Origin of the sequence: Pedobacter sp. GSP4 (genome assembly GCF_051857575.1) — a bacterium.
Classification (GTDB): domain Bacteria; phylum Bacteroidota; class Bacteroidia; order Sphingobacteriales; family Sphingobacteriaceae; genus Pedobacter.
Genome location: NZ_JBPZIR010000001.1, coordinates 838,550 through 851,633, shown reverse-complemented (window position 1 = coordinate 851,633; position 13,084 = coordinate 838,550). Strand labels below are relative to the sequence as shown.

Here is a 13,084-nt window from a genome sequence, read left to right as displayed (position 1 = left end):
TTAGCGAGTGGCAGTTGGCGTTTAGCGATATACGCCTCGCGACAGTTAACCAATTTGAACAATTAACCGATTAACCAATTGATCAGTTTTGAGTTGGCAATTTGCTTTAGCAATTTAACAATCCTGCAATTAAACAATTATGCTCGTAAAACAGTTAACCGATTTAAACAATTAACCAATTAACCAATAAATACAAAACAACAATAACCAAATATAAAACCAATTATTAACTATGGATTTTTTACAAAACAATTTAATTTACTGTATCCCGGCGCTGGGCCTAGTTGGGATTATAGTTATGATGATTAAAAGTGCCTGGGTAAGCAAACAGGATGCTGGCGATAAAAATATGCAGGAGCTTGCCGGTTACATAGCCGACGGTGCGATGGCTTTTTTAAAAGCAGAATGGAAGGTATTAAGCATTTTTGCCGTTTTTACAGCCGCACTACTGGCCTACTCCGGTACCATTACCGAAATTAAAGGTGTGCCAATGCACTCCAGCTGGATTATCTCCATCTCCTTTATTATCGGAGCCGTATTTTCTGCAACAGCAGGTTATATCGGAATGAAAGCAGCCACAAAAGCTAACGTAAGAACCACACAAGCTGCCAGAACCAGTTTAAAACAAGCTTTAAAAGTATCATTTACTGGTGGTACGGTAATGGGACTTGGCGTTGCTGGCTTAGCTGTACTTGGCTTAGGCGGCCTATTTATTGTATTTCTAAAACATTTCAACGTAGTATCAGTGAACAGCGTTGAAATGAAAACCGCTATAGAAGTTTTAACCGGATTTTCTTTGGGAGCAGAATCAATCGCTTTATTTGCCCGTGTTGGTGGCGGTATTTATACCAAAGCTGCCGATGTTGGTGCAGATTTAGTGGGCAAGGTTGAAGCTGGAATACCTGAAGATGATGTACGTAACCCCGCAACCATTGCCGATAACGTAGGCGATAACGTGGGCGATGTTGCCGGAATGGGCGCCGATTTATTCGGTTCTTACGTGGCAACCATATTGGCTACAATGGTTTTAGGACAGGAAATTGATGTTAAGGATAATTTCGGGGGCATGTCTCCCATCCTTTTACCGATGGTGATATGTGGTTTAGGCATCATCTTTTCTATCATCGGAACCTGGTTTGTAACAATTAAAGATGAAAAGTCGAATGTTCAAAATGCATTGAACCTTGGCAACTGGTCATCTATCGTAATTACAGCGGTTGCCTCCTTCTTTATCGTAAAATGGATGCTGCCAGAAACACTTAACCTACGCGGTTATGAGTTTTCGAGCATTAATGTTTTCTACGCTATTATTGTAGGTTTAGTGGTTGGTACCATTATGAGTATTGTTACCGAGTATTTCACTGCTATGGGCAAAGGTCCTGTTAACTCAATTATCCAACAATCTTCTACCGGGCATGCAACCAATATTATTGCGGGTTTATCCGTTGGGATGAAATCAACCGTGATCCCAATTTTGGTTTTGGCCGGAGGAATCATGGCATCATACCATTTTGCCGGTTTGTATGGCGTAGCCATTGCTGCCGCTGGAATGATGGCTACCACCGCCATGCAGCTGGCTATTGATGCTTTTGGGCCTATTGCCGATAATGCGGGCGGTATTGCCGAAATGAGCCAGTTGCCACCTGAAGTGCGCGAGCGTACAGATAATTTAGATGCCGTTGGAAATACTACCGCAGCTACAGGAAAAGGATTCGCCATTGCATCTGCAGCTTTAACCTCATTAGCTTTATTTGCGGCCTTTGTAGGTATTGCAGGCATTTCGGCCATTGATATTTATAAAGCACCAGTACTGGCCGGATTGTTTGTGGGCGGTATGATCCCTTTTATTTTCTCTGCCTTATGTATACAGGCTGTAGGTAAAGCAGCAATGGATATGGTACAGGAAGTTCGCCGTCAGTTTAGGGAAATTCCGGGCATAATGGAATACAAAGCCAAACCTGAATACGAAAAATGTGTAGCCATTTCTACCAAAGCATCCATCAGGGAAATGATGATGCCTGGCGCGATTGCGCTAATTACTCCGGTAATTGTAGGCTTTACCTTTGGACCAGAGGTTTTAGGCGGTTTATTGGCTGGCGTAACGGTAACAGGTGTATTGATGGGGATTTTCCAGAGCAACGCTGGCGGTGCCTGGGATAATGCAAAGAAATCTTTCGAGCAAGGCGTAATGATTAATGGCGAAATGTGCTATAAAAAATCGGAACCACACAAGGCTTCGGTAACCGGAGATACCGTTGGAGACCCTTTCAAGGATACATCTGGCCCATCGATGAACATTTTGATCAAATTAATGTCTATCGTTTCACTAGTTATTGCTCCTTACATTGCAGTTAAGGCAATTGCCGGCGAACATAGAACGGAAGTTCGCAAAGAAATCAGAATTGAGCAAAAAACTGATAGTTTGGGCAACACAATTACCGATACTTTGACCAATACAACCGATACTTTGAGACATTAGTTGTAAAAACATAGATATAATAAACGCAAAAGGGATTTTTAACCAAAATCCCTTTTACTTTTCCGTAATTTTTAATTACGTTTGGAGCTGAATTAATCTAAACAAAAACTATAATATGGGTTTATTTACTAAAAAGCCAATGCATCTATTGCTTGAAGAAGCAGGCGATTCAGGCAAGGGCTTAAAGCGTACACTTAGTGCAGGTGCATTAGTAGCATTAGGAGTTGGAGCTATCATTGGTGCCGGTCTATTTGTTCGTACCGCTGCTGCTGCTGCACAAAATGCAGGGCCATCAGTAACTATCGGATTTATAATAGCCGCAATAGGCTGTGCCTTGGCCGGTTTATGTTATGCCGAATTATCTTCATCTATTCCAATCTCTGGTAGTGCGTACACTTATACTTATGCTACCATGGGCGAGCTTATGGCTTGGGTTATCGGTTGGGATTTAGTACTTGAATATGCAGTTGGAGCTGCAACTGTAGGTATTGCATGGAGTGAATACCTGAATAAATTACTGGTAGAAGTGCTGCATATGTCGCCCATACCCTACGAGTGGTGCCACTCCCCTTTCCAATCGCACCCTGATGGTACTGTAAATGGTATTATCAATTTACCTGCCTTATTTATAGTAGCTTTATTAAGCTTGCTTTTAATTAAAGGAACATCTGAATCGGCCTTCGTAAACGGACTTATCGTAATCACCAAGGTGAGTATTGTAATCTTGATCATCGTTTTAGGCTGGGGCTTTATCCACGAAGCAAATCACCATCCATACATTCCAGCTGCAACTACCTATGTAGATCATGCAGGTATTAGCCATAGTTTTGGTGGTTTCTGGGGGGTTATTGGTGCTGCCGGAACTGTTTTCTTTGCCTTTATCGGTTTTGATGCGGTAAGTACTGCTGCTCAGGAAACAAAAAACCCTAAAACTGCAATGCCTATCGGTATTTTAGGTTCATTAGCGGTTTGTACTGTATTGTATATCTTGTTCGCACACGTTTTAACAGGAATTGCACCAGTTGAATTTTTCAGAACTAAAGGCGGTGAAGCATCTGTAGTAGCTGCAATTAGCGAATATATGACCGGTTATAGCTGGTTGGCTAAATTGGTTACCGTTGCTATTTTGGCCGGTTTCTCTTCTGTAATTTTAGTAATGTTGTTAGGCCAAAGCCGTGTATTTTACTCGATGAGTAAAGATGGTTTATTACCTAAAATGTTCAGTGAACTACACCCGAAATTTAAAACGCCTTACAAAGCAAACTTGGTAATTTTGGTAATTGTAGGCTTATTTGCTGCATTTATCCCTGGTGATGTTGTTGGTGATATGACCAGTATCGGAACATTGTTTGCATTTATGCTGGTTTGTGTTGCGGTAATCATCTTAAGAAAAACTGATCCGGATCTTCCACGTCAGTTCAGAACACCTTGGGTACCTTTAATTCCAATTTTAGGTGTTGTGGCCTGTGGTTTAATGATCCTTGGATTAGGTTGGACCAACTGGTTAAGGTTATTCGGATGGTTAGCTTTAGGTTTTATCATTTACTTTGGATACAGCAAAAAGAATTCGCACCTAAAGGATTCTAAATAAATATTCTGCTAAGAATTTTGAAGCCCCGATGCACATCGGGGCTTTTTTTATATTAAATAATTGTTAATAAAATTAACTTTGCAAAAAAAGTTAACATGAACGGTCAGTCTGCCCCATTTAAAAGCATTTGTTTTCCAATTATTATCATCTTGTTATTAATTTCTTCCATCGGCTATGCGCAGAGAACGATTAACGATGTAATGGATTCGACAACGGTAAACCACCTCCTCATTATCTCCAAAAAATACGGTTCATTATCTTTTAGCGGTTATCTGCAGCCACAGTTCCAGTTGGCCCAATCGAAAGGTACACAGGCCGAATACCAGGGCGGAAATTTTGGCGATTTTACCAATAACAGGTTTAGGTTAAGAAGGGGCCGTTTAAGGGCCGATTATATGATGCTAACAGACGACGGAAGTCCATCTACCTATTTTGTATTACAGTTTGACGGTACGGAGCAAGGTGTGGCCATTAGAGATTTCTGGGGACGTTATTACGAAAATACATGGAAAATTTTAGCTGTAACCCTGGGCTTATCGGGCCGGCCATTCGGAAATGAACTTCAACTGTCATCATCGGTTAGGGAAGCACCGGAGCGCGGCAGAATGTCGCAGATTTTAATGAGGACAGAACGGGACCTTGGCGTTACCTTTACATTAAATCCACGCTGGAAAGATGCCAAGCTTAAAAACCTGGTATTCGATTTCGGGATTTACAACGGTCAGGGTTTAGCCGGTAACGGCGAATTCGATAACAGCAAAGATTTTATTTTTAGGTTAAGCCATAAAACCTATGCCTTTAAAAACTTTACCATTGCCGGTGGAATAAGCACGATACAGGGAGGTTTAGATCACCGCTTGCCGGTAAGCTACAAAATGGAGCAGACCAATAATATGTGGAAAATGGTTAAAGATTCATCAGCAGCAACCGTAAACAAAGTGGCTCCAAGAAGGTATTATGGCGCCGATATCCAATTGGCCACCAAAACCAAAAGCTGGAAATCGGAGCTTAGGGCCGAAGTAATATCGGGCTTGCAAACGGGTACTTCAACCACTTCTACCACCCCCGGCTCTTACCCGGTTGATAATAAAGCAATCGCTTTGCCTTTTTACACCCGCACATTTAATGGTGCCTACTTTACCTTTGTACAAACGTTAAACAGCACGGATAACCAGATTATTTTAAAATATGATTGGTATGATCCCAATGCTAAAGTAAAAGGTCTTGATATTGTGGGAGACCGTGGTCTTTCTGCTGCCGATATCCGCTTCGACACTTTTGGTTTCGGGTTTTTGCACCACTTTAACCCGCATTTTAAAGCAGTGTTGTACTACGATATCATTAAAAATGAAAGCACTCAGATTTCGGGCTATACTGCCGATAGAAAAGACAATGTGTTAACACTAAGAACACAGTTCTATTTCTAATAAATAATTTGATAAACAGAGATTTAATACAAATTGCGCTACCTTTGCTTAAAATTGTTCCGCTATGAAATTCGATTTTATGAAGTTCGACTTAAGCCAGATCCTATCCACTACGATGGTGCTTTTTGCTATTATCGATATTTTAGGTGCCATTCCGGTTGTAATAGAACTGCGTAGGAAAGCGGGGCATATCGAATCGGAAAAAGCCTCGCTGGTAGCTGCAGGTTTAATGATCCTTTTTCTTTTTCTCGGCGAATCTCTATTAAAAGTAATCGGGCTTGATGTAGAATCGTTCGCCATAGCTGGTTCATTTGTAATTTTCTTTATCGCCATGGAAATGGTTTTAGGCCTAACCATTTTTAAAGAAGAAGCTCCAGAAACTGTTTCTATTGTGCCGCTGGCCTTTCCATTAATTGCCGGAGCTGGAACAATGACTACATTACTTTCGCTAAAAACCGAGTACCATACCCAAAACATATTGGTGGGCATTATATTAAACATGCTATTTGTTTATTTCGTGCTAAAAAACACCAACCGTTTAGAGAAACTTTTCGGAAAAACTGGTTTAAATATTCTGCGTAAAGCCTTTGGCGTAATCTTATTGGCCATAGCCATTAAACTCTTTAGGAATAATACAGGGCTTTAGTATGGAAAATGTGAAATGGATGATGGAGATTAGTTCCATGATGCACCTTAAGTCTTCATTCCAATAAGGCTTTAGATGTCCTTTTAACAATCCGTAACCCTGAATTTATTTCAGGGTCTAATTATGCTGGAAAGTTGCTGTTTCCGAATTAGTAATAGCATAGCGGTAACCGAAAGATGATGCGAATTATGTAAATGACATTTCACTTATCAAACTGTAACAAAAATTCCGTATATTCATCTAAACATAAAGCTCATTTTATGAAAAGCTTTGAAGAATATACCTTAATTATTGGAGCCTTGGCCGTACTAATCGAAGCGGTTAAGTATTTCAAACGAAGTTTCAAATCGTGGTTTGAACATACTTAGCATGCGTTCAAGCGATTTTTAATAGATTCTTCATTTCCAACTTGATCCGCTAGCTATTGGATGGATATCTTAAAGCCTTACAATTCCCACTTGCATGGGAATAACGACCGATAATTACAATCACTTATCCTGAAATCTAACAGTCATTTAATCTTGGATATGCTTAATCAACCTTGCCACAAACATGGTATCGGCATTATTTTCGTAACCCTTTATCAGTTCCATGCTTTCGAGTGTTAGAGGCAGCGTATCGGTAATATGCTTTACAACTGCTTCATTTTCATCGGCAAATGCAGAGCAGGTAATATAAACCAATGGCTTTCCGGGTTTCAGATACTTCACTATATTTTGAACAATTCCTTTCTGAATAACTGAAAACTGGTTAATTTTACGCTCATCAAAAAAGCTCAACATTTCGGGTGTGCGCCCCCAGGTACCAGAACCCGTACAAGGTGCATCTAAAATGATCCCGTCAAATTGATAATGGTGCAATACCTGATCGTTGTTGCGCAGCAGATCCAGTTCCTTTTTGTGGTATTTTTTTATTCCTGCCAAACGGAAACGTTCATCGAGGTTGGTGAGTACACTTTCCCGCAAATCAGAAACAAGCAGCTCAATAACAGGTTCCAAGCTATGCAAAAGCAGGGTTTTACCGCCCGAAGCCGCACAGCAATCCCACCATTTATCCCATTTGTTGGGCTTAAAATATTCGCCGGTGTGTTGCGAAGAAAGATCCTGCACCTGATAACTTCCCTCTTTTAAAATAGTTTCGAGCTTGGTGCCATTGGGCAGTGCCAAAGCTGTTTCAGAAATAGCCTTAACAGCGATATTTTCGTCGGCCAATTTTGATACGATACTGGCTGAATCAGCCGCAGCTACCCTGATAAATAGATCGGGCTGTTTAAAGAAGGAAGTAAAAAACGCATGCTTATCTATATCGCCAGAAAGTGCAGCATGAAAGGGATATACTTCTTCTTCATCAAAAGCAGCATACATGTCCTTAATCAGTGCTAATTTTTCGTCTAAAGACAGTGCAATATGCCCGGTCAGGCTCGGTAGGTTCTTCTCTACAATTAGGCTTAAAGTATCTTGGCACAGAAAATCACCAATACTTAAACGCTCTTCTCTACTGAGCAGCGGTAGCGCCTTGCCTAAGCGGAAAAAACTGTACAGGTGCCGCGTTGCCCACCTCCTATCGGAAGAACCCATCTGCTTATTCTGCTTGAAATAAACCGGCAAAAACCGATGCAAGGGCAAACTTCCATCGTAACTATTTAAAATCTGTTCGAAGGCTCTTATCTGATGATCTACTCTCATGCAATAATTAAAAATGGAAGAAAAGGGTTATTCAACAAGGCTTAAGGTAAAGTTTTTAAACTTCAGCAGCATTAAACTGGTGTTAATATAACCTAATTTTTCATCATGTATAAATGAAAAATTATTATGAAGTCCTTTGTAGCGGTCTTTTACAATATAATCCCTGTAATCTTCGCCATAGGTAACCAAAAGCCTACCAAAATAATATCCAATATCAAACCCTTTAAAGGCGTATTCGCCTGGTTCGAAACCATACTTATAGCGGTATTTTTTAATAAAAGTTACTACCCCACTGTTTTTATAATCTATTTTATACGATGAGCTGATAATCGCATTAAGATCTTGCAGCTTATCGGTAGGATAATTCTGTTTAACCCAGTTGGGATGGCCAAAAAGTGAAATATTATAGCCGCCAGTTGGAAGATGCTTTAATTTATAGAGTTTTTCTACTGTAGGCACTACAAAAGCCCTATCGGATGAGGCTACTACAACCGCGTATTGTTTTCCTTTGATCATTTTAGTTTCAAAGGTGTAGGCAGATGCGTATTCCTGCACAATAAATTTAGTGTTGGCCTGTAGGTAAGTTCTAATTGGGGCAGCAAAAGCCTCATCTTCTGTTTTTCTGGGGTTAATGAGCACTACAATGGTATTGGCAGGACTAAAGCTCTTGGCAATATAGTTGGCTATCTTTTTCCCATGTAAATCGATATTGTTTACTACAGAAATCAGGTTTGGATTGTTGATATCGGCCGGTTGCGACGCAGCTAAAGGAGAAACCACCATTACGTTATTCTCTTTCGAATAGGCCGATATGTATTTCAACCCATCTGGAAAAACAGGGCCGATAATTAAATTACTCTGCTTAAACCGCTCATTTTTATATAGCGAAGAAATGCGTGCATTATCATCTTCAGTATCGAAAACGTTGAGGGTAAAATTTAAGCCCTGTGCCGCTGCAGAATCTAAGCCCAGTTTAAAACCCTGATAAAAATCGATAGGCATGGCATATTTTTCGATATCAGATTTTGTAGCTGTTTTTAAATTAATATCACTCAGCTTAAAGGGAACAAGCAGGGAAACGCTGGCCTGAGCAAATTTTTTAATGGGCTTTTTTTCAACCGGTTTTTCTTTTTCGGCAGGTTTGGCCACCTCAGGTTTAGGGGTTTTAATTTTAGGCGAACACGCCGCCAAAAACAAAGTAAACAAAACCAGTGCGCAATAAACCTGCTTAAAATTCATACCTATTCTTTTTAACAAAATATGCTAGCAAAGTTTATTCCACCTTGCTAGCATAATCATATTATTTACATAAAGACTCCTGACTGAAGGCTCAGGGACTCCAGACTAAATGCTATTCCCACTCGATAGTTGCAGGCGGTTTTGAGCTGATATCGTAAACAACCCTGTTGATACCTTTCACTTTATTGATGATCTCATTAGAGATTTTGGCTAGAACCGGATAAGGCAAGTGGCACCAATCTGCGGTCATACCATCAAGAGATTCAACTGCTCTTAATGCAATTACATTTTCGTAGGTACGTTCATCGCCCATTACCCCTACCGATCTAACCGGTAAAAAGATTGCTCCTGCCTGCCAAACCTGATCGTAAAGACCGGCTTCTTTTAAGTTATCGATATAAATCTTATCGGCATCCTGTAAAATGGCTACTTTTTCTGCAGTAACCTCGCCAATAATACGGATTCCTAAACCTGGCCCCGGAAAAGGGTGACGGCCTAAAATAAACGATTCTAAACCTAAAGTTGTACCTACTCTCCTTACTTCATCTTTAAACAAAGTTTTAAGTGGTTCTACTACTTTAAGTTTCATAAAATCAGGCAAACCGCCAACGTTATGATGCGATTTTATGGTTGCCGATGGACCTTTAACCGAAACAGATTCGATAATATCAGGATAGATTGTTCCCTGAGCCAACCATTTAACATCTTGTATCAGGTGCGATTCTTCATCGAAAACCTCGATAAACACGCGGCCAATAATTTTGCGTTTTTGCTCCGGATCTTCTACACCAGCCAACTGACCTAAGAATTTATCCTTTGCATCTACACCTTTAATGTTTAAGCCAAAATCTTTGTACTGTTCTAAAACACTTTCATATTCATTTTTGCGCAATAAACCATTATCCACAAATATACAGTGCAGGTTAGTACCGATGGCTTTATGCAATAACACTGCAGCAACACTACTATCCACACCACCCGAAAGGGCTAAAACAACCTTATCGTTTCCAACTGTAGCTTTAATATCAGCAATGGTGGTTTCAACAAAAGCTGCCGAAGTCCAATCCTGGCTACATCCGCAGATATCAACCAAGAAATTTTCCAAAAGGATTTTTCCATCAATACTGTGGGTTACCTCAGGGTGAAACTGGATGGCATAGGTATCAGAATGTTTGATGTGATAGGCGGCAACCTTTACACTATCAGTACTGGCAATCAGTTCAAAATTTTCAGGGATATCGGTTATGGTATCGCCATGGCTCATCCAAACTTGCGAATTGATGTTAATGCCTTTGAATAATTTATTTTCCTGATTTACAAAGTTTAAGTTTGCGCGGCCATATTCGCGTGTTGAAGAAGGCTGAACGACACCGCCAGAATGCTGGGCAATGTATTGTGCTCCGTAGCAAACGGCCAATAATGGATATTTTAAATGGTATTTCGATAAATCGATTTGAGGGGCGTCTTCCTGACGAACAGAATACGGACTACCCGAAAATATAACTCCTTTTACATCAGGTGTAACCTCAGGAAGATTGTTATATGGATATATTTCACAGTAAATATTTAGTTCGCGAACCCTACGGGCAATGAGTTGTGTAAATTGCGAACCAAAATCGACGATAATGATTTTTTCTTGCATCCGCAAAGGTACCAATTACATATGAGATTTGGGACCAGAGATTTAAGATTTTTTGCGGTAGAGGGTTTGAGGGTAGAAGGCATGGAGATCAGCGTTTAGCGCGAGGCGGAGGACATTTGATTATCCAGAATATAGTCCTAAGTCTAGCCTCAAAATCTCTAAAAGTTAACCAATTAACAGTTTTCATTTTGCACTTTGTAGTTACCAATGAACAAATGACCCCCTAAGATTCCATCAAAACTACTTCCACCCCAAATTTCCTTAAAAAATCTACACCTTCATCGCTGGGCAGGCCTTTATATGCGGCATAAGATTTGGAATAATACACCAATTTAATACCTGATGATAAAATCAATCTGGCGCAAGCTATACAGGGCGACAAAGTAGTATACAACGTACAACCTTCGATCTTCGATCCGTTTTTAGAGGCGTAAAGAATCGCATTTTCCTCAGCGTGTAAGGCCAGCGAGCAGCTCCCCTTACTATCCCGGGCACAACCATGCTCTGGCCATTCCTCATCACAATTGTGAGTACCAGCCGGCGGACCATTGTAACCGATAGAAATAATGCGGGTATCTTTCGTTAAAACCGCACCAACATGCGCACGTACACAATGCGAACGGGCTGCCAAATCGGTGGCAAGGTTCATAAATATCGAATCGAAACTGGGTTTATCTGTCATGTATTATAAAATCAAAAAAGCCACAGGAAAATCAATTCCTGTGGCTGCAAAATTACTTTATTAAAGTTAATGTCCGCCAGAAATTTTCTGATCGAAGTTAATGCCCTGAGATCTTAAGATTCCGGCAACCCTTATGGCGTAAAATGCCAAATAGGCAAAACATAAAACACCAACAATATAACTGTGCTGAATACCTACAAAATCAGAAATATAACCTTGTAATAAACTGATAATACCACCACCCATAATCATCATGATCAGGAAACTACTGCCTTGACTGGTATGTTTGCCCAAACCGCTTACAGCTAAGGTAAATATACAAGGCCAAAGTGTACTACAGAATAAACCTACACTGGTAAAGGCATAAACACTTACCATACCCGAAGTGAACATCCCGATTAAAGTAGCCAAAATTCCGATACCTGAAAAGATCAACAGCATCCTTGCAGGATTTCCTTTACTGGCCATATCAGCAACAATCAGTACTAATATAATTAAGCCGTATACATAAAAAGGAGCTAAATCATGGTGAAAAATTGCATTAACACCTAAAAATATAGCAAAAGCTAAATAAGGTGCAATAAAACGCAATATTTTTTGAGTACTTACATTATCGGTAAAGGCCTCCACAGCTCCTGTCCACCTACCGATCATCATACTCGCCCAATAAAGCGATACATATGGCGCAATATCTTTAATGGCAAAACCTAAATCTTTCTCCATATAAGCCGGTAAATTACTTGCAGTAGATACCTCAACGCCTACATAAACAAAAATGGCAATCATGCCTAAAACCAATTGTGGGTAACGCAACGCAGAGCCCTTAATCGATTTAGCATCATCAGCTGAGGCTTCTACCAAAGTAGGTCTATCAGGTAATGATGACATTTTTAAGAAAATAGCCACTGCAATAAAAGCTACGCCTAAAATCAGATAAGGAATTTTCACACTTTCAATGCTTACACTATCGCTGGCCGCTGTAATTGAACCAAAAATGGCATAACTTACAATCAGTGGACCAATAGTAGTACCAAAGTTATTGATACCGCCAGCAAGTGTTAAACGTTGCGAGCCAGTTTTAATCGGCCCCAATGCAATAGCCAAAGGATTGGCAACCGTTTGCTGTAAAGAGAAACCCAAGGCTACAATGAACAAGCCAGATAACATTAAAGGGAACGACCCTAAATTTGCCGCTGGATAAAATAAAAGTGTACCCACAGCAGAAATAACCAAACCCAGTGCCAACGAATTTTTATAGCCCAGTTTGTTTACAATATCCTGTCCTATTACCACAGAAATACCGTTATAGATTAAAGCGCCCACGGTATATGCAATGTAAAATGCAAATGATACCAACTGACTTTGAAACTGTGACAGATCAAAGGCTTTTTTAAATACCGGTATTAAAATGTCGTTACTGGCGGCTACAAAGCCCCAAAAAAAGAATACAGTGACCAAGGGGATAAACTGGGCCCATTTGGTTTGCGTTTGTTCTGAACTCATATTATAATTTAGTTTTAGTGGGTCTAAACATAAATAAAAAAAACAATAAACAAACCATATCGGCAAAATAAGTGTACTTTAAACACTATGTTATAAAACAGAGAAACCGGGTTAGCGTCAAAGCCTCAATCTGGTGTTAAATGTTTATTCAACTTAGCGGGTGTACAAGTTTTTTTTATCACCATTTATT

At 40.0% G+C, this 13,084-nt stretch carries 9 protein-coding genes; 4 read left to right on the top strand and 5 right to left on the bottom strand.

Going from position 1 to position 13,084, the window contains the following annotated elements; genetic code table 11:
- Positions 1–232 precede the first annotated feature (232 nt).
- The 4 genes from ACS5PU_RS03450 to ACS5PU_RS03435 all read left to right on the top strand — a co-directional run bounded on the left by ACS5PU_RS03450 (position 233) and on the right by ACS5PU_RS03435 (position 6,143).
- Positions 233–2,479: a sodium-translocating pyrophosphatase gene (locus ACS5PU_RS03450; RefSeq protein ID WP_439457868.1), complete on the top strand. Its 2,247-nt coding sequence runs from the start codon at positions 233–235 to the stop codon at positions 2,477–2,479.
- A 115-nt stretch (positions 2,480–2,594) separates the two neighbouring features.
- Positions 2,595–4,070: an amino acid permease gene (locus ACS5PU_RS03445; RefSeq protein ID WP_439457867.1), complete on the top strand. Its 1,476-nt coding sequence runs from the start codon at positions 2,595–2,597 to the stop codon at positions 4,068–4,070.
- Between the two features lie 95 nt (positions 4,071–4,165).
- Positions 4,166–5,497, top strand: coding sequence for a porin (locus ACS5PU_RS03440; RefSeq protein WP_439457866.1), 1,332 nt, complete (start codon positions 4,166–4,168; stop codon positions 5,495–5,497).
- Positions 5,498–5,576: 79 nt separating this feature from the next.
- Complete coding sequence (locus ACS5PU_RS03435) at positions 5,577–6,143, top strand: MarC family protein (protein WP_439457908.1); 567 nt, start codon at positions 5,577–5,579, stop codon at positions 6,141–6,143.
- A gap of 515 nt (positions 6,144–6,658) precedes the next feature.
- Here ACS5PU_RS03435 and ACS5PU_RS03430 read toward each other — a convergent pair.
- From ACS5PU_RS03430 to ACS5PU_RS03410, 5 genes are all read right to left on the bottom strand, one after another.
- Entirely contained in the window at positions 6,659–7,828 is a 1,170-nt protein-coding gene (locus ACS5PU_RS03430) for an RsmB/NOP family class I SAM-dependent RNA methyltransferase (protein ID WP_439457865.1), read from the bottom strand.
- A gap of 27 nt (positions 7,829–7,855) precedes the next feature.
- Complete coding sequence (locus ACS5PU_RS03425) at positions 7,856–9,067, bottom strand: ABC transporter substrate-binding protein (protein ID WP_439457864.1); 1,212 nt, start codon at positions 9,065–9,067, stop codon at positions 7,856–7,858.
- 112 nt (positions 9,068–9,179) lie between these two features.
- Positions 9,180–10,709: a glutamine-hydrolyzing GMP synthase gene (gene guaA / locus ACS5PU_RS03420; RefSeq protein WP_439457863.1), complete on the bottom strand. Its 1,530-nt coding sequence runs from the start codon at positions 10,707–10,709 to the stop codon at positions 9,180–9,182.
- Positions 10,710–10,932: 223 nt separating this feature from the next.
- The gene (locus tag ACS5PU_RS03415) at positions 10,933–11,391 is read right to left on the bottom strand and encodes a deoxycytidylate deaminase (RefSeq protein ID WP_131530401.1); all 459 of its coding nucleotides are present in this window, start codon (positions 11,389–11,391) and stop codon (positions 10,933–10,935) included.
- A 66-nt stretch (positions 11,392–11,457) separates the two neighbouring features.
- On the bottom strand, positions 11,458–12,894 hold the full coding sequence (locus ACS5PU_RS03410) for an MFS transporter (protein WP_439457862.1): 1,437 nt from the start codon (positions 12,892–12,894) through the stop codon (positions 11,458–11,460).
- Between the last annotated feature and the right edge of the window lie 190 nt (positions 12,895–13,084).